The following is a 19,057-nucleotide window of genomic DNA, read 5'->3' as shown; positions in this document are numbered from 1 at the left end:
TCATTATAAATTTCTAATATAATTCAAAAATCTGTGGTTCCCCCATTATTAAGTAGCTACCTGAAGAATAGTTTACTAAAGCATATTGAAAAGACTTGTTTTCTAAAAAATTACTATATCCATTAATAATTTTTACAGTATTAATATTATAATTAAGCCTTTCTATAATTTTTTTATTTGCACTATCTAAATCCTCTGTATTAATCTTAACTTTCATATAACTATATATTTTCAAATTTCCATTAAGTATTTTATTTCCACTTTTTTTTAAGTCATCTAAAATATTTTCTGAATTCTTTTCTATTAGAACCATTGTAGTTCTACTTAAATTTTTATCTTTTATATGTTCTTGTTGAATATATCCTCTTAAACTTTCCTTTTGAAATTCTATAATAACTTTTTTTTCATTTTCTTTATAATCCTTTATTTCTGTTTCTTCTATATCTAAACTATTTAAAATCTGTTGAAAACTTTTTTCCTTTCCAAGGCTATCTTCACTAATTAATTTTACGCCATTTTCAATTATAGTTCCCTTAGAAATATCTAATAAAGACTGAAATAAATTTTTCTTTGGTAACTTTGCTCCTAATAAAAATAATATTACAAATAATATTATTACCAATTTTTTATTCTTATTTTTTTCTATAACTCTCATACTAAACTATATATCCCCCTTACAATTTATTATAAAATCATCTTTAATAATTATTGACAAATATATAGTTTGTATTCATAAATATATTATTAATATATAAACTACATAAAAAAAGTGTTACAAAATAAGAGTATTTAAAAAGTTCTTATTTTGTAACACAAAACATAAAACACAAAAGCCGTTAGCAATTGCTAACGGCTTTTACTCATATTTAAATTATTATCTTTCTACAAGAAGGGCTGTTCCCATTCCTCCACCTATACAAAGTGTAGCTAAACCTTTTTTAGAATCTCTTCTTTGCATTTCATATAATAGTGTAACTAATATTCTCGCTCCAGAGCATCCTACTGGGTGTCCAAGAGCTATAGCTCCTCCATTAACATTTACTTTTTCCATATCAAATCCTAAATCTTTAGCAACAGCTAAACTTTGTGAAGCAAATGCTTCATTAGCTTCTATTAAATCTAAATCTTCTACTTTCCAATCAGCTTTTTCAAGAGCAACTTTTGTTGCACCTACTGGTCCATATCCCATATAAGCTGGGTCTAAACCTTTTGAACCATAAGAAACTATTTTAGCTAATGGTTTTAATCCTAATTCTTCTGCTTTTTCCGCACTCATTACGATTAATGCAGCAGCTCCATCATTTATACCTGATGCATTTCCTGCTGTAACTGTTCCGTCCTTTTTGAATGCTGGCTTTAATTTTGATAATGATTCTACAGTAGTTCCAAACCTTGGGAATTCATCTGTGTCAAACACTACTTCACCTTTTCTAGTTTTTATAACTACTGGAACGATTTCATCTTTAAATCTTCCTTCTTTAATAGCCTTTTCTGCTTTATTTTGTGAAGCGCATGCAAATTCATCTTGCATTTCTCTTGTTAATCCCCATTTTTCTGCTATATTTTCCGCTGTCATTCCCATGTGATAATCATTAAATGATTCCCATAAACCATCTTTTACCATAGTATCTACCATTTTGCCATCGAACATTCTTTGTCCCCATCTAGCATTTGGTAAAACATATGGTGCTGCAGACATGTTTTCCATTCCACCAGCTACTACTACATCAGCATCTCCAGCTTTAATCATTTGAGCTGCAAGACTAACTGCTCTTAGTCCAGAACCACAAACTTTATTTAGTGTAAATGCTGGGATTTCAACAGGTATACCAGCTTTTACAGCTGCTTGTCTTCCTGGGCTTTGTCCAAGTCCAGCTTGAATAACATTTCCCATTATAACCTCATCTATGATTTCAGGTTTGATTCCAGCTCTATTTATTGCCTCTTTAATAACTGTAGCACCTAATTCTACTGCAGGTACATCTTTCAAACTTCCTCCAAATTTACCCATGGCAGTTCTAACTGCACTAACAATAACAACTTCTTTCATTTAAAACCCTCCTAAATTATTTAAATTTTCGGTTTTCTCTCACCTTTAGTTAAAAAATTAACAACTTTCTTTTAAACTAATTATATTATAACCCCTTATTAAAAATTTATCAATATATTTTTGTTAAAAAAAACACAAACTTTATATAAAGTCATTAGGTCTATTTTCTAAATATTTAAAATAATATAATATGGAATCTACTATTCTTCTTGAGGCATACCCATCTCCATAAGGATTTATAGCTCTACTTATTTTATTATACTCTTCTTTATTTCTTATTATTTTATTAGCTTCATGTACTATAAGTTCTTTATTTGTTCCTAGAAGTTTTACTGTCCCTGCTTCAACTGCTTCTGGTCTTTCCGTTACATCTCTTAAAACTAAAACGGGTTTTCCTAAGTGGGGTGCTTCTTCCTGAAGTCCTCCCGAATCTGTCATAACCATATAGCATTTGTTCATTAAATTATGAGTTTCTTTAGTATCTAAAGGATTTAATAGGTGTACTCTATCTACGCCATCTAAATATTTATAAACCACATCTTTAACAATTGGGTTTAAATGAACTAAATATATTATTTCCACATCTTTATTATTTTCAACTACTTCTTTTAATCCTTTGCATATATTTTCTATTCCTTCTCCCCAATTTTCTCTTCTATGAGCAGTAACCATTATAACTTTTCTATTTTTATAATCTATTTCATTTAAAATTTTATTTTTAAAAACATAATTATCTTCTACTGTAAATTCCATTGCATCTATTACAGTATTCCCTGTAATATATATGTTATCATAATCTATTCCTTCTTTTAAAAGATTATTTTTCGATCCTTTTGTTGGAGCAAAATGTAAATCTGCCATAGCACCTGCTAATTTTCTATTCATTTCTTCTGGATAAGGAAAATACTTATTAAAAGTTCTTAATCCTGCTTCTACATGACCTATCTTTATCTTTTGGTAAAAAGCAGCCAATGCTCCTGCAAAAGTTGTAGTGGTATCTCCATGAACTAAAACTAAATCTGGTTTTTCTTCTCTGAACACTCCCTCTAAACCTTTAAGACTTTTCATAGTTATATCTGTTAAAGTTTGCCCTTTAGCCATTATATCTAGATCATAATCTGGTTTTATTTGAAATAAATCTAAAACTTGATCTAGCATTTCTCTATGTTGAGCTGTAACGCAAACTTTGCTACAAAGCTCCTCTCTTTTTTCTATCTCCTTTACTAATGGAGCCATTTTTATAGCTTCAGGTCTAGTTCCAAATATAGTCATTATCTTTGTTCTTTTCATAAAATTTACCTCCAAGTCAATTATGCACTATTCCTTGTGTTTAAAAAATCCACATTTCCACGCTGCTACCATTATAATTACTACAATAACTGCAAGTAAAAAGTATGAATTTTGGTTGCTTATTTGCATGGCTAATATAGCAAAACTTCCAAGTATAGCACTTATAAGATACATTATTAATACAGCTTGTCGTTGATTTAATCCCATATCAAGTAATCTATGATGTAGATGTCCTTTATCTGCTTCCATTATAGATTTTCCATTTATCTTTCTTCTTATCATAGCAAACAAAGTATCATATATAGGTATACCTAATGCTAATATAGGTACAGATATAGCTACTGTTGCAGCAGATTTTATTGCTCCTTCTATTGATATTGCTGCTAATAAAAACCCTAAAAGTTGAGCTCCTGTATCCCCCATAAATATTGAAGCTGGATTAAAATTATAAGGAAGAAATCCGAGAATTGCTCCACTTAAAACCGCCGTTAAAAATGCTGCCTCATATCTAATATCTATACTCATAACAGCAATTATGAATAAAGTTACTGAAGATATTAATGCAACCCCAGCTGCTAATCCATCTAATCCATCTATTAAATTAATAGCATTGGTTATACCTACCACCCAAATTAATGTTAATGGTATAGAAAGCCATCCAGTAGATAACCAAGGATTACTGTTAGAAAATGGATTAGTTATATTTACTATTCTTAAGTCAAATGTAATTAAAATAGCTGCAGATAAAATTTGAAATAATAATTTATAAATAGGTTTTAAATCATATTTATCATCTAAAAAACCTGCTATAACGATTATGGTTGCTCCTATTAATATTCCCTTTTCAGGATTAGTTAAAGCACCCTTTTTTATAACTACAGTAAATAAAAATGATAGGTAAATAGCTATACCTCCTAACAAAGGTACAGGCTTTTTATGTACTCTTCTTTTATCTTTTGGTACATCTATAACACCTATCTTAACTGCAAACTTTTTTACTAAAGGTGTTAGTAGTATAGATGCCATAGTGGAAACTATAAAAGCTAAAAATAATTCATTCATTGCTATCTCTCCATTAATAAGATCCGTCCCCTTCTAGTGAATCATCATTGTCTATCCAATCTTGTACAGGGACAACTCTATATTCTGTTTTTGTATCTCTAATTATAACCTTATTTATTCCTGCGTTTATTATAAATCTTTTACAAAGAGAACATGGTGCAGCATTTTTTACAAGTTCTCCAGTTTCTTTTTCTTTTCCAACTAAATACATAGTAGAGTCTATCATGTCTTGTCTTCTTGCTGATATTATTGCATTCTGTTCTGCGTGTACAGATCTACATAACTCATATCTAGTTCCTCTTGGTACATTTAACTCTTTTCTTCTACATACACCCATATCACAACAGTTTTTTCTTCCTCTAGGAGCACCTGAATATCCTGTTGCCATTATTTCATCATTTTTTACAATTATAGCTGCAAAATTTCTTCTTAAACAAGTGCCTCTTTCTAATACTGTTTCACATATATCTAGATAATAATTATTTTTATCAATTCTATCCATTTATTCCTCCGTATATTCTAAATTTTATTTATATACTATTTATTATTCTATACTAAAAATAACATAAATTAAAGTCACAAATTATAACTAAGTAATATAAAAAGTCGGCATATGCCGACTTTTTATATTACTTAGTTCCAAATAATCTATCTCCTGCATCTCCTAATCCTGGAACTATATATCCTGATTCATTTAATTTTTCATCTATAGCAGCTACATATATATCTACATCTGGATGAGCATCCATTACTACTTTTATACCCTCTGGGGCTGCAACTAAGCAAACAAGTCTTATATATTTTGCTCCTCTTTTCTTTAAAAGAGTTATAGCATCTGTAGCTGAGCCACCTGTTGCTAGCATAGGATCTGTTACTATTATTTCCCTTTCCTCTATATCTTGCGGTAATTTACAAAAGTATTCCACTGGTGTTAAAGTTTTTTCATCCCTATAAAGTCCTATATGACCAACTTTAGCTGCTGGTATAAGTTTTAATATCCCATCTACCATTCCAAGACCTGCTCTTAAAATTGGCACTATGGCTACTTTCTTTCCAGCCAATACCTTGCTTTTAGTTTTACATATTGGTGTTTCTATTTCTACATCTTTTAAATTAAAGTCTCTTGTAACTTCATAAGCCATAAGCATTGCTACTTCTTCTACTAATTCCCTAAAATCCTTTGCACCTGTATTTTTATCTCTTATTAAAGTTAGCTTATGTAATATTAATGGATGTGCTATTTGTGTTACTTTACTCATATTTTTCCCTCCTAAATTTTCTTATTTATGAAAACTATTTTCTATATCACTTATTTTATCAACTCTTCTTTTATGCCTTCCTCCTTGAAATTCAGAAGATAGAAAAGTATCTACTATATCTAATGCTAATCCTACACCAACTACTCTTTCTCCTAATGCTAATATATTTGCATTGTTATGTTCTCTAGCTGAATGGGCACTAAAAGTATCTGAGCAAAGAGCTGCTCTTATACCTGGTACCTTATTAGCAGCAATACTAATTCCTATACCTGTTCCACAAATTAGTATACCTAAATCATAATTTTTATTAGCTACTTGATTTGCTACCTCTTTAGCATAATCTGGATAGTCACAAGACTCCTCTGTATTAGTACCAAAATCCTTAAATTCAATGTCTTTTCCTTCTAAGTGTTTCATTATTTCTTTTTTAAGTTTTAAACCTGCATGGTCACTTCCTAATGCAATTTTCAAAACAATGCACCTCCAAATAATTTATAATTTTACAAAAAAAGAAGATATTAGTACTCTTTAATGAATACTTTATCTTCTCCTAATTTACTTAAAAGTAATAATATATTTTCTTTTAATTGTATAAATGTTTGTTGATAAACAGACAACGTGCCGCCGAAAGGATCTAAAATTTCACCTTTTACGCCGACATATTCATTTAAAGTATATATTTTTTCCTCATATTCTTGAAAATTATGTTTTAATACTTTTTTTAAACCTTCTGTCATTGTTAATACTAAATAGCTATTTTTTAACATCTGTTCTGTTAATTGTATTGCTTCTCTTTCATAGATATTTATATTTAAATTTTTATCCACTAATTTAGCTGCATTAGAAGAGGCTTTGCTGTTAGGATATACAGCTACACCAGCTGACTTAGCTATTAGTGATGTTGTATTAAATTTATTAAATATAGCTTCTGCCATTGGGCTTCTACATGTATTTCCTGTACAAACAAATAATATATTCATTAGCTCCTCCAATTAACTTTTCTAACTATCAGTAAAATATTTTATACTACCTTATTATATATGTCAACTATTTATTTTTTTATTTAAACATTTATAATATTAAATCCCGCTGATTTTTTTAATCTGTTCATAATGGCAATACCTATCCCCTTTTCTTCAAAGGATTCTGATAATATAATATCTACATTTTTACTATCAAAACTTCTTAATACTGAAAATAGGTTTCTTGCAATACTCTCTAAATTTTCCCTGCTGCCCAAGGACACTATCTGACCTTTTACATAAAGCTCTTTGGTCTCATCTGTAGTCATTATTCCAACATTTTTTCCTGCTGATTCATACTCTTCTGTAAGCTTTTTTATTTTCTCTACAGAATTTCTTAAATTGCCACTAATTATTTTTAATTCTGCTTTAGGTGCATAATGTCTATATTTCATTCCAGGGGCTTTTGGCTTTATATTTTCATTATCTTTAGTCATTATAGCAGAATCTATATATATATTGTTATCTATCTCTTTCAACATTTCTAAGGTTATTCCACCTGGTCTTAATACACAAGGCGGATATGCAGTACAATCTATAACAGTAGATTCTACTCCTACATCACACTTTTGACCACCTATAATATAATCTACTTTGCCATCCAAATCTTCTATACAAGTTTCTATATCCGTTGGACTAGGTCTTCCTGATATATTAGCTGAAGGCGCAGCTATAGGTACCTTTGCCTCTTTTATAAGTTTTCTTGCTATCTTATTAGAAGGCATTCTTATACCAACACTATCAAGCTCAGCACTAGTCCTATCCGGAATTAAAGAGCTTTTAGATAATATTATAGTCATAGGTCCTGGCCAAAATTTCTCCATTAATTCATAAGCTATTTTAGGAATTTCTTTAACTAAAGGCTTTATTTCATCTATATCTGATATATGAACTATAAGTGGGTTATCCTGCGGCCTTCCTTTTGCTTCAAATATCTTTTTCACTGCATCTTCTTCTAATGCATTAGCTCCTAAACCATATACAGTCTCTGTAGGGAATACTACTAATTTACCATTTCTTAATGCCTCTCCACACTCTTTCAATGTTTTATCTTCTAGTTTATCTTCATATATTCTAATAACTTTAGTTTTCAAAATTACATCTCCTTTTATATCTTCTACAATAAATATACTATAATTAGTCCAAAAATCAATCCTGATAATACTCCAATTGTATTAGATACACCTTCCCATAATTTATTAGATTGAGGTAACATCTCTCCACATACTACATAAAGCATTATTCCCGACGCTAAAGACAAATTTGCTCCTAATAGATCATTAGATACCTGTCCCATAAAAGCTCCTAAAATGGCTCCTAAAGTTGTAGGTAAAGCTGTTATTACCGTATATAAAAATATCTTAAAGCTATTTTCATTAGATGCCATTAAGGGAGTCGCTACAGCCATGCCTTCTGGTATGTCATGTATAGCAATAACTAAACTCATTTTTATTCCTAAATTAGTTCCAGCTGCAAATCCACATCCCATAATCATTCCTTCTGGAAAATTATGTAGCATAAGTCCCAAAGCTGTTATCATAGCCATCTTTTTATGCTGATTTATAGATTCATTACTAATGTTTTTATCCACAAAGGCTATAAATATTATTCCCAATATACAGAAAATAATTGTATGTTTAAAGCTCCAATTTCTAAGAGCTTCTGGAATTAAATCAAATACAACCACAGATAGCATTAATCCAGCTGCAAATCCTAATAATGTTCCTAATAATTTCCTTGAGGGATTTTTTACCATTATACCAACTAATCCTCCTATAGTAGTACCCATTAAAGATATAATGCTTCCCATTATTATCATATAAATCAAAATTTATTAAAACCCCTTTTAAAATACTATTCTCTAGATAATATTTTAAAAAATACGCAAATATTACTATACTATAAATTTCTATATTCTATTATTTTATCTATAGTTTCTTCTGAAAAACTTGCATTAACACATTTACTATATATTAAGTCTAATAACTTATATTTAAAAAATCTACCTTTACTTATTATAGTAAAAGAATAATTATTTTCTGGATTTAAAACTTTTAATTTATTATATTTGTATGCTACAAAAGGATACTCTATAAGGAACTTTTCATTTATTTTATGTATGCCCCTACTTCTAATATTAAAAGATAATAATATAATTATTATAAAATCCTTTTCTTTATCATATTTTCTTACTACATCTTGAACATGAACAAATTCCACTTTATCACAAGGTATTATTGTAATTTCTTTTGTTATACCTGCTGAAATATATAACCTACCGTTACTATAAGAAAATTTTAATCTCTCCATGTTTATTTTAGCAATAATAGCAATTATTATTAATAGTTCTATGGCAATAAGATAAGCTACAAAAAATACATCAAGTATTTTAAAAAATATTAATATAAAAGGTAAAATTAAAAAAATAAAGCCCATAATTAGCATAAATCTTTTATAAGAATTTATTTGCTTCTTCAGAGCTTTATTTATATTCATACTTATCTTCTCCTATAATTTTATTAATTTATATCTTTCATTCTTTCTGATTGTTCAACAGTAATTAGAGCGTCTATCATCTCTTCTATGTCTCCATCTAAAAAAGATTCTAGTTTATATAGTGTTAAACCAATTCTATGATCTGTAACTCTTCCTTGAGGGTAATTATAAGTTCTAATTCTTTCACTTCTATCTCCAGTTCCTACTTGACTTTTTCTATCTTCTGCAATGCTTGCATGTCTTTCAGATTCTAACAGATCATATAGTCTAGATTTTAAAACCTTCATAGCTTTTTCCTTATTTTTTAGCTGAGATTTTTCATCTTGGCATGTAACCACTAATCCTGAAGGTATGTGGGTTATTCTTACCGCTGAGTCAGTAGTATTTACACATTGGCCTCCATGTCCAGAAGCTCTATAAACGTCTACTCTTAAATCATTTTGATTTATTTCAACATCAACATCTTCTACCTCCGGTAAAACTGCTACTGTAGCTGTAGATGTATGAATTCTTCCACTAGATTCTGTATCAGGTACTCTTTGTACCCTATGAACTCCACTTTCATACTTTAATTTGCTATAAGCTCCTTTTCCTTTAACCATAAATACAATCTCTTTAAAGCCACCTATATCTGTCTCATTTGCACTTACTGCTTCTACTTTCCAATTGTGTCTTTCAGCATACCTTGTATACATTCTAAATAAATTGGCCGCAAAAAGAGCCGCTTCATCTCCTCCTGCACCTGCTCTTATTTCAATAAAAACGTTCTTTTCATCGTTTGGATCTTTGGGCACTAATAACATTTTTAATTCTTGTTCTAATTCTTGTACTCTTTGTTCAAGTTCTTTCATGTCTTCTTGAACCATATCTTTTAATTCTTGCTCTATATCTTCTTTTAACATTTCCTTATTGTCTTCTATATTTTGTAAAACTTCTTTATATTCTTTATAAACGGTTACTATGTTTTCCATATCTGAATGTTCTTTGCACAACTTTTGCCATTCTTTTTGGTCTTGCATTACTGTAGGGTCACTAATCTTTATTGAAAGTTCTTCATATTTATTCTCTATAAAATTTAATCTATCTAACATAACTTTCTCACTCCGTAAATATATTTTAACAACTATTAATTATAACATATTTTTTGTATTTAAATCAATTAGTTGTTTTAAGCATTCCAATAATAACTCTGTCTAACCCTGCTAAGTCTTTATAACATTCTATATTAATAAATTCATTACTTTCTAATATACAACTAACTTCTTCTTTTTGATCATATCCTATTTCAAAAGCTATAGCTCCTCCTGGGTTTAAAAGACTTTTGCTTTGTTTTACTATCTGTTTATAAAAATAAAGCCCATCCTCTCCTCCATCTAAAGCTATATGTGGTTCATAATTTTTAACATCCTTCATTAAATTTTTTATTTCTCTTTTTTTTATATATGGGGGATTCGATACTATCATATCATACTTCTTACTACTTTTTATAGCATCTTCTAATAAATTGCTTTTAAAAACTTTTACTTTTTCTTCTAGATTATTTAATTTAATATTTTCTTTGGAAACTTCTAATGGTATATCCTCAATATCAAAACAATCTATATTAACATTATCAATAAAGCTGGCTATAGATATGCCAATTATTCCACTACCACAACATACATCACTTATATTTCTATAGTTATTTTTTTTTATAGTTTCTATACTTTTCTCTACTAAAATTTCTGTATCTGGTCTTGGAATTAATACTCCTTCCTTTATTTTAAATGGAATACCCATAAATTCACAAGTACCTAATATATATTTAATTGGCATCCTTTTTTTTCTAATATCTATAAGTTTTAAATATTGCCTCTTTTCCTCATCAGATACTTTATAATCCTTATTAACCATTATAAAAAGTCTATCTTTATTTATTACCTTCCCTAATAATAATTGACTTTCTAATATGTAACTTTCTATACCTACTTCTTTTAAAGATTTAATACCTTCTGATAAAAGTTCTTGTATAGTTTGGTAATTTTTTTCAACCATATTATAGATTACTCCTTTTTTAATTCTCTATTCCTTCTGCGCCTTTTAAAGCCTTTATAGCTACCTCTATTTGTGATGTATCCGGTTCTCTTGTGGTAAGTCTTTGTAATGCTAACCCTGGAGCTGCTATTATTTTAGCTATTTTGCTCTGGCTTTTTCCTAACCATTTTATAATTTCATAAGTTGTACCTGATACTACTGGTATAAGTATAATCCTATACATCATTCTTTCTAATAAAGAATTCCATCCAGTAAAAGAAAAAATAATTATACTTACAATCATAACTAAAAATAAAAAGTTAGTACCACATCTTGGATGAAACCTAGAATGCTTCTTCACATTTTCAGCTGTTAATTCTTCTGAGCTTTCATAACAAAATATTGTCTTATGTTCTGCTCCGTGATATTGAAAAAATCTATTAATATCATCCATTTTTCCTATTATGTATATGTAAGAAAGAAATATTCCTACTCTTATTATACCCTCTATAATATTTAAAACTAATGAACTTTCAACACCTAGTTTTTTAAATAAATTTGCAATCACTGTAGGTAAAACCACAAATAAACCTATTGAAATGAAAAAAGACACGCACATAACAATAGTTATAATTATATTATCTGCACGCTCTCCAAATTTTTTTTCAATCCATATATTAAACTTTGATTTTTCGTCATCCTCTTCAAAGAAAGATGCAGAATAATTTAGGGTTTTTATTCCTATAACAAGAGACTCTATTAATGAAATAAATCCTCTAATAATAGGCATTGAGAAGAACTTATTTCTTTTACTATATGGAGTAAATTGTTGTATATCCATAACAATTTCTCCATCACTTTTTCTCACTGCTGTAGCAATCCCCCTAGTCCCTCGCATCATAACTCCTTCCATTACAGCTTGTCCGCCTACATTGCATTGTTTTTTCATAATCTCACCTCACTTCTTAGGTACTATATGGCACTTTCTACATCTTGCTTCATAAGATTCTTTTGCTCCTACAAGTACTATTGGATCATCATACCTAGCAGGTTGTCCATTTATAAGTCTTTGTGTTTTTGTTGCTGGATTACCACATACCATACAAACTGCTTGCACTTTATGAACAAATTCTGCTACAGCTATTATATCTGGCATATATCCAAAAGGTTCTCCTCTAAAATCTTGATCTAAACCAGCACAAATAACTCTTTTACCTTCATTAGCCATTTTATTTACAACTTCCACTATACCTTTATCAAAAAATTGTGCTTCATCTATAGCCACTACCTGAGTATCTTCTCTTATTAATTTTAAAATATCTTTTGATGATTTAACAGGAACTGCTCCCTCTTTATCTCCACGATGAGATACTACATCTTCATTACTATATCTATTATCTATCTCAGGTTTAAAAACTTGAACCCTTTGTTTAGCAATTTTTACTCTCCTAACTCTTCTTATAAGTTCTTCTGATTTTCCACTGTACATAGGTCCAGTTATTACTTCAATCCAACCATGATTTTTAGGTCCATACATAAAAAATACCTCCTACTTTTATAAATAAACAAGTATTATTTTATCAGACCTATATGATATATTAAAGGCTAATTTTTAATAAAAAATATCTTGTAACCTGTGCATCAACTAAATTTATTGACTTAATCCATAGAGCGTGTTATAATTTAGTAGTTAAAAATTCGGATATTATGTCCAAAGAGTTCGAGAGAGGTGAAAATTATGAGAGAAGGCATTCATCCAGAATATCATAATGATGTAGAAGTAAAATGTGCTTGTGGAAATACTTTTAAATCAGGTTCCACAAAGAAAGAATTAAAAGTTGATATATGTTCAAAATGCCATCCATTCTTCACTGGTAAACAAAAGATAGTTGATGCTGGTGGAAGAGTTGAGAAGTTTATGAAGAAATTCAACATATCAAACGAGGAATAATTTAATTTTCTGATTTTAGATTTAAAATAAACCCGACTTTGGTTGTGCCGGGTTTATTATTTTTCTAATAATATTAAACTATTTCTCTAACAACATTATATTTCAATTTCCATAAAGCCTTCTAGTTTTTAATTTCTAAGAAGGCTTTTTTATTTTTTGATTAAATCTTTATTTTTATCTATTTCTTCCTTTATTTAAATCAATCTTACTTATAATTTCCACAAATTCATCATTATTCTTAGTTTTGCAAAGCATATTTATAAGTTGTTCTGTAACACTTTGAGTATTATTATCATCATAAAGTAATCTTCTTATATTAAAGGATGCTTCATATTCTTTTTCTGATAATAATAAATCCTCTTTTCTAGTTCCTGATCTGTATATATCTATAGCTGGGAATATTCTTCTTTCTTGAAGTTTTCTATTTAAATGCACTTCCATATTGCCTGTTCCCTTAAATTCTTCAAATATCATATCATCCATTCTGCTTCCAGTTTCAACCAAAGCAGTAGCTAATATTGTAAGACTTCCTCCTTCTTCTATGTTCCTAGCGGCTCCAAAAAATTTCTTAGGCATTATTAAAGCCCCTGGATCTAATCCTCCTGATAATGTTCTTCCTGTTGGATTTATTGTAAGGTTATATGCCCTCGCAAGTCTTGTTAAGCTATCCAATAATATAACAACATCTTGACCTTGTTCTACCATTCTTTTAGCTCTTTCAAGTACCATATATGCTACTTTTGTATGATGCTCTGGTTCTTCATCAAAAGTTGAGTATATTACTTCACCATTTATAGACCTTTGCATATCTGTAACTTCTTCTGGTCTTTCATCTATTAGCAAAACTATTAACTTCATATCTGGATGATTTATACTTATACTTTGGGCAATTTTTTTAAGAAGTGTAGTTTTTCCAGCCTTAGGAGGAGCAACAACTATTCCTCTTTGTCCTTTACCTATAGGGGATATTATATCCATTAACCTGGAAGATAGATCAGATGAATTATTTTCTAATTTTATTCTTTCTTGAGGATATATTGGGGTAAGATTTTCAAAAGGACGTCTTCTCACAGCCTTTTCTGGATTTTCTCCATTTACCTTTTGTACATACAGAAGTGCTTTAAATTTTTCTCCTTCTTTTGGTGTTCTAACTTTACCTTCAACTTCATCTCCTGTTTGTAAATTAAATCTTCTTATTTGAGATGGTGATACATATATATCATCTGGTCCTGTTAAGTAGTTTTCACCTCTTAAAAATCCATAATTATTATTCTCAATAATTTCAAGAACACCTTTTGCTGTATCAGATTCGTTTATCATTTCTATTAGTTTTTCTCTCTTATTTTCATCTTGCTTATTATTTCCATCTTCTTTTCTTCTATTATTATGCTCACTATTAATTCCTTCAGATTTATTATTCCCACCCTTTGGAACTATCTTTTCTCTTAATACAACTCCATTTTTTTCTATATGCATAGGAGATACTTTCTGAATCTCCTCTATTAATTCCTTCTTTTTATACTTATAAATACCTTTTATTTCTAAGTTTTTAGCTATCTCTCTAAGCTCATTTACCGTCAATTTATCTAAATCATTACTAGACAAAGAATAACACCTCCAAAAAATTTAAACGTCTTTTATATAATACTTGGGAATTTTAAAGAATAACCTGACAGGATTAATTATTATTAAATTATACAGTATTTGCATTATAAAATCTATATAGAACATAGTTATAACTTAAACTAAGTAATCTTTTAAAACATTGCATATATATTTTTATTTATCTCATTATAAATTGTAATTCTTTTTTTAACTTTTTCATAGTTACCTATATAAAATATAGGATTATTTAAAAGTTCACATCCTCCTACTATTAATCCATTATAAACCAATAAATCTCTAATAGAATAAGTATAGCAATGTATATCTCCGCACATAGGACATCTTACATATAAATATAATTCTTTCTTTATTATCTTTATATCTTTTATAGAGGTGATAGTAGTCATTAAAGATTCAAATTTAAATAAAGAAACCCGTTTTAATAAATATTTCCCACTTTCATCTTTAATAGCAAAACATTTATTACTTTCTATTAACAAAAGAATCACCTCCAGATCAAATCTTTTCATTTCATTATAAAATTTCTATAAAACCTTAAAAAATCCTTTTACTTTAAAATCAAATATTTAAATTAAGTCTAAAATATCAGCTTTAGATTATTATGATACCATACTTTATTCATATTTCATAATGCTTGTTTATTTTTTTATTTAGTCTTTCTTATAATTGATTCTGCTTCAAAAAACATTTCTCTTATATCTTTATTTATCATAAGTTTTTTTTCAGCTGTTTTAAACATTTTATTCATATTGTCTTTATCTTTTATTTTAAAATCTTTGTAGAGACTTTCATTGTCCATACAATTATATTTATTTAATAAAAGAAATAAGAGATATTTACATTCTTCATCTTTTAATATTTCTATTAATTCACTTCTATCAATTTTTTTATAGTTACATAATAGATCTATAATCTTTTCATAATGTATTTCATTATTAAAATAGCTCATGCTTTTTTCCTCCTAAATATACATATATCATTAATTTTCAATATGTTATTTAGATTATTATCATAATTAAGTTATTTTAAACACAAGCGTAAAATAAAAAAATTACGATGCAATTTTTTTAATAGAGGACATAGGACAATTGACATAGGACAATGAAGGAAGATTTTATAATATAATTGAAAATGGAAGGTGGAGAATGGAGAATGATAGACATTTTTTCTTCATTGTCATTACGAAAAAATTTTAATTTTATAAAATCTGATGAGATTTAAAATAAATTAATCTTTATATAATAATTTATTTTAATTACTTGCTATTAATCTAGCGACTGTGTCGCAAGCCTATAGGCTGCCGTTAATTAATGAATAATGAACAGGGAACAATGAATAATTATTGAGGATTTTTTCACTTTGTTACAAAAAATCTTTGATTATATGAATTTTTATAAAAACTAAAACTAAACTATTCAATAGAATTTTATAGCTTAAAAGATTTTAAGACTATAGCCTGACTTAATTTTAATGTTCTTAAAAACTAAAGCGATGTTTAGCTTTGCTAAACGAGCCATCAATAAAAATGTCAATTAATTCTCCATTCTCAACTCTCCATTTTCAATTCTAACTAATAAGATTAAAGATTTTCTGACGTAAGGAAGAAAATCCTCCTAAATTGTTCATTATTCATTGTTAGTTGTCCATTAAAAATTGTCCTCTGTCCTCTGTCAATTGTCCTCTATAAAAATTTTGTGACACAAAATTTTTATTTTATCCATTATTGAGGTTTTATATTTATCTTTAAAGTTGTTTCTAGTGGCTTGTCTACTCCCATTGCCATTGTATAATCTATTAATATATTCCCACCATCTTCATCTACATTTATATCTAAATTCTTAGTAGTCAATTTTAATTCTAAAGTTCCATAAGGTGTATCATAGAGTACAAATTGTTCTTTTTGTTTTTCGAACTCCATTTTTGTACTAGTAGTGCCAATTCTAATTAAAGAAAATTTATCTCCCTTAGAACTTATTTTAAACGTTGTAGTAGTTCCTTCCATTCCTGATAATTTGGTTTCATCATAAGCTACATAATAATCTTTTTCTTTTTTATAAAATTTTCCTGGTGTCACTATTTCAATATTATCATCTTCGTTTTCAGATTGTACACTAGAAACAGATACTATTACATTCTTTTTCATGTAAGTTACTCCTCCAATCCCTATATAATATATTCTTTTATATCATCATCCTGTGCTGGAACTACTTCTATTTCATTATTATATGGCTTAGTATAGTTTCCATATATTATCTTTATCTTTTTTTCATCTTTTCCTTTGCTATATCGTCCTGATATTTTAGCTGCAAATTCTATATCTTCTGTAGAAGGCTCCCCTATAATTATTATCATAGAACCGTTAAATTCTTTAGCCATAAATACTAAATCATTCTTTGTTAAATATTTCTTTATTTCGTCTCCTTCTATTTTAGTTCTGGTAGATATTATTTTTGCATTTGATGTGATTCTAAAATGTCTACCTATCTTTAATATTTCTAATTCCCTATATTCAGGTTCATTATTGTATTTAAGTAAATCTCTTAGTCTATTAGAATAGTTAGGCTCTGTAAGTTTACATCCTCCTGCTGGTGATGGATATTCTTTTATTCCCCACTTTTCTGCTAATTCCATCTGAACTTTTCTGCTTCTTCCGGATATATCCAAAAGTTTTTCCCTATCTACCATTCCACTTAATTCCATATCTGTAGGAGGTAAGTTTTTAGCACATAAAGGTCTTAATATTTTATCTGCATATCCAGAATAGTTTTTTACTAATTCTAAAGATCTTTGATTTTGAGACATAGGTCTTTGATTTAATACCTCTCCCGTTATTATAAAATCTGCATCTAACTCCTTTAATAATTTTCCTGAATAATTCATCATAAGACTATGGCAGTCAATACAAGGATTCATATTTTTTCCATAGCCATACTTAGGATTTTTAACAATTTCTAAATGTTTTTCTGAAAAGTCTATTACCTTTAAAGGAATATCAATTTGTTTTGTCATTCTTATAGCGCTTTCTTCATTAAAGAAATGAGACTTAAAGCATATACCAATTACATCTATTCCTTGATCTTTTATTAGTTTAGCAGCTAGAATACTATCTAACCCTCCTGAAATCATTGCTAAAGCTCTTGTCATGGTTTTCTCCTTTCACAATACTATTTGTTATCTATAGCTAATTTTATTAGCTCATCTATTAATTCTGAATAAGATTTTCCAGATGCCTCCCATAGTTTTGGATACATACTTATTTTTGTAAATCCAGGTAATGTATTTACTTCATTAAAATAAACTTCTCCACTTTCTTTATCCATTAAAAAGTCTACTCTAGCTAATCCACTACAACCCAACAATTCATAAATTTTTATAGCTAATTCTTTAATTTCTTCTTGTTTTATATCATCTATATTAGCAGGTATAAGCAATTCTGACTTTTCATTTTGATATTTTGCTTCATAATCATAAAATTCTTTTGCAGGTATTATTTCTCCAGGTACTGCAGCCTTTGGATTATCATTACCTAATACTGCTACTTCTATTTCTCTTGCATTTATAGCCTCTTCTACTAATACATTTTTATCATGTATAAAAGCTTCTTCTATTCCTTTTAAAAGCTCTTCTCTGTTATGTGCTTTTGTTATTCCAACAGATGAACCACTATTAGCAGGTTTTACAAATACATCATATTTTAATTTTTCTATATTTTCCAATATTATTTCTTTATTTTTTTCATATTCAAATTTATTTACAACTACATAATTTGCCTGTTTGAATTTAAAATTTTCCAATACATATTTGGTATATATTTTATCCATACATAATGCTGAAGATAAAACTCCAGGTCCTACACAAGGAATTCCTACAAGCTTACATAAGCCTTGAATAGTTCCATCTTCACCATATAGACCATGCAATACTGGAAATACTACTTCTACTTCTCTATTAAATAATAAATCATATGCATTTTCTAATTTATTCTTACTATCTTCTTCCCATTGTCCATTTTTAATGTTATCTACATCTCCTGTATATCGAAACCATTTTCCATCTTTAGTTATTCCTATAGGATATATTTGATATTTATCTTTGTTAATATTTTTTAATATTGATGTAGCTGAATTTCTAGAAACTTCATGTTCTGTAGACTGACCACCAAAAATTATGGCTATTTTTATTTTTTTCATTATTATCTCTCCCTTTGATATATGCGAATTTAATTGTTGCGTTAAAAACACAACAATTAAATTCTACTACTTAAATAATAGTTTAAAATCTTTTATTA

The 19,057-nt window shown here is 28.4% G+C and carries 22 protein-coding genes; 1 reads left to right on the top strand and 21 read right to left on the bottom strand.

The window, feature by feature from the left end; all coding sequences use genetic code 11:
- Positions 1-13: 13 nt before the first annotated feature.
- From CKV72_RS00815 to CKV72_RS00745, 15 genes are all read right to left on the bottom strand, one after another.
- Complete coding sequence (locus tag CKV72_RS00815; protein WP_089866046.1) at positions 14-655, bottom strand: hypothetical protein; 642 nt, start codon at positions 653-655, stop codon at positions 14-16.
- A 219-nt stretch (positions 656-874) separates the two neighbouring features.
- A complete protein-coding gene (locus CKV72_RS00810) occupies positions 875-2,050 on the bottom strand; it encodes an acetyl-CoA C-acetyltransferase (RefSeq protein ID WP_089866049.1) in 1,176 nt (391 codons plus the stop codon).
- 141 nt (positions 2,051-2,191) lie between these two features.
- Complete coding sequence (wecB, locus tag CKV72_RS00805; protein WP_089866051.1) at positions 2,192-3,340, bottom strand: non-hydrolyzing UDP-N-acetylglucosamine 2-epimerase; 1,149 nt, start codon at positions 3,338-3,340, stop codon at positions 2,192-2,194.
- A 27-nt stretch (positions 3,341-3,367) separates the two neighbouring features.
- Positions 3,368-4,402 (bottom strand): MraY family glycosyltransferase, encoded by a 1,035-nt coding sequence (locus tag CKV72_RS00800; RefSeq protein WP_089866055.1) that lies wholly within the window; start codon positions 4,400-4,402, stop codon positions 3,368-3,370.
- Positions 4,403-4,415: 13 nt separating this feature from the next.
- The gene (locus tag CKV72_RS00795) at positions 4,416-4,904 is read right to left on the bottom strand and encodes a deoxycytidylate deaminase (RefSeq protein ID WP_089866057.1); all 489 of its coding nucleotides are present in this window, start codon (positions 4,902-4,904) and stop codon (positions 4,416-4,418) included.
- A 127-nt stretch (positions 4,905-5,031) separates the two neighbouring features.
- Positions 5,032-5,661, bottom strand: a complete 630-nt coding sequence (gene upp, locus CKV72_RS00790; protein ID WP_089866060.1) for a uracil phosphoribosyltransferase — start codon at positions 5,659-5,661, stop codon at positions 5,032-5,034.
- A gap of 21 nt (positions 5,662-5,682) precedes the next feature.
- The gene (rpiB, locus tag CKV72_RS00785; RefSeq protein WP_089866062.1) at positions 5,683-6,132 is read right to left on the bottom strand and encodes a ribose 5-phosphate isomerase B; all 450 of its coding nucleotides are present in this window, start codon (positions 6,130-6,132) and stop codon (positions 5,683-5,685) included.
- A gap of 47 nt (positions 6,133-6,179) precedes the next feature.
- A complete protein-coding gene (locus tag CKV72_RS00780) occupies positions 6,180-6,641 on the bottom strand; it encodes a low molecular weight protein arginine phosphatase (RefSeq protein WP_168944058.1) in 462 nt (153 codons plus the stop codon).
- An 83-nt stretch (positions 6,642-6,724) separates the two neighbouring features.
- Entirely contained in the window at positions 6,725-7,777 is a 1,053-nt protein-coding gene (locus CKV72_RS00775) for an L-threonylcarbamoyladenylate synthase (RefSeq protein ID WP_089866068.1), read from the bottom strand.
- A 23-nt stretch (positions 7,778-7,800) separates the two neighbouring features.
- A complete protein-coding gene (locus tag CKV72_RS00770; RefSeq protein WP_169712376.1) occupies positions 7,801-8,502 on the bottom strand; it encodes a ZIP family metal transporter in 702 nt (233 codons plus the stop codon).
- 80 nt (positions 8,503-8,582) lie between these two features.
- Positions 8,583-9,179 (bottom strand): hypothetical protein, encoded by a 597-nt coding sequence (locus CKV72_RS00765; protein WP_095177197.1) that lies wholly within the window; start codon positions 9,177-9,179, stop codon positions 8,583-8,585.
- Positions 9,180-9,202: 23 nt separating this feature from the next.
- Positions 9,203-10,270: a peptide chain release factor 1 gene (prfA, locus tag CKV72_RS00760; protein ID WP_095177196.1), complete on the bottom strand. Its 1,068-nt coding sequence runs from the start codon at positions 10,268-10,270 to the stop codon at positions 9,203-9,205.
- A 64-nt stretch (positions 10,271-10,334) separates the two neighbouring features.
- Positions 10,335-11,213 carry a peptide chain release factor N(5)-glutamine methyltransferase gene (prmC, locus tag CKV72_RS00755; protein ID WP_089866078.1) on the bottom strand — a complete coding sequence of 293 codons (879 nt, stop codon included), beginning with the start codon at positions 11,211-11,213 and terminating at the stop codon, positions 10,335-10,337.
- Between the two features lie 19 nt (positions 11,214-11,232).
- Positions 11,233-12,141 carry a DUF1385 domain-containing protein gene (locus tag CKV72_RS00750; RefSeq protein WP_089866080.1) on the bottom strand — a complete coding sequence of 303 codons (909 nt, stop codon included), beginning with the start codon at positions 12,139-12,141 and terminating at the stop codon, positions 11,233-11,235.
- A gap of 9 nt (positions 12,142-12,150) precedes the next feature.
- Positions 12,151-12,729, bottom strand: coding sequence for a thymidine kinase (locus tag CKV72_RS00745; RefSeq protein WP_089866083.1), 579 nt, complete (start codon positions 12,727-12,729; stop codon positions 12,151-12,153).
- Positions 12,730-12,930: 201 nt separating this feature from the next.
- Between CKV72_RS00745 and rpmE the strand changes: the two genes are divergently transcribed.
- A complete protein-coding gene (rpmE, locus tag CKV72_RS00740; RefSeq protein WP_089866085.1) occupies positions 12,931-13,143 on the top strand; it encodes a 50S ribosomal protein L31 in 213 nt (70 codons plus the stop codon).
- Positions 13,144-13,317: 174 nt separating this feature from the next.
- Here rpmE and rho read toward each other — a convergent pair whose 3' ends face one another.
- The 6 genes from rho to CKV72_RS00710 form a co-directional block, all read right to left on the bottom strand.
- The gene (gene rho, locus CKV72_RS00735; RefSeq protein ID WP_089866088.1) at positions 13,318-14,748 is read right to left on the bottom strand and encodes a transcription termination factor Rho; all 1,431 of its coding nucleotides are present in this window, start codon (positions 14,746-14,748) and stop codon (positions 13,318-13,320) included.
- Positions 14,749-14,900: 152 nt separating this feature from the next.
- Entirely contained in the window at positions 14,901-15,248 is a 348-nt protein-coding gene (locus tag CKV72_RS00730) for a hypothetical protein (protein ID WP_089866091.1), read from the bottom strand.
- Between the two features lie 167 nt (positions 15,249-15,415).
- The gene (locus CKV72_RS00725) at positions 15,416-15,718 is read right to left on the bottom strand and encodes a ribose-5-phosphate isomerase (RefSeq protein WP_095177195.1); all 303 of its coding nucleotides are present in this window, start codon (positions 15,716-15,718) and stop codon (positions 15,416-15,418) included.
- 771 nt (positions 15,719-16,489) lie between these two features.
- The gene (locus CKV72_RS00720) at positions 16,490-16,912 is read right to left on the bottom strand and encodes a YwiB family protein (RefSeq protein ID WP_089866095.1); all 423 of its coding nucleotides are present in this window, start codon (positions 16,910-16,912) and stop codon (positions 16,490-16,492) included.
- A gap of 20 nt (positions 16,913-16,932) precedes the next feature.
- Complete coding sequence (locus tag CKV72_RS00715; RefSeq protein ID WP_089866098.1) at positions 16,933-17,913, bottom strand: DUF814 domain-containing protein; 981 nt, start codon at positions 17,911-17,913, stop codon at positions 16,933-16,935.
- Positions 17,914-17,933: 20 nt separating this feature from the next.
- Positions 17,934-18,959 (bottom strand): D-alanine--D-alanine ligase family protein, encoded by a 1,026-nt coding sequence (locus CKV72_RS00710; RefSeq protein WP_095177194.1) that lies wholly within the window; start codon positions 18,957-18,959, stop codon positions 17,934-17,936.
- Positions 18,960-19,057 lie beyond the last annotated feature (98 nt).

This window comes from Clostridium cochlearium (assembly GCF_900187165.1).
In the GTDB taxonomy this organism is placed as follows: domain Bacteria; phylum Bacillota; class Clostridia; order Clostridiales; family Clostridiaceae; genus Clostridium_G; species Clostridium_G cochlearium.
This window is presented reverse-complemented; position numbering and strand designations above follow the sequence as displayed.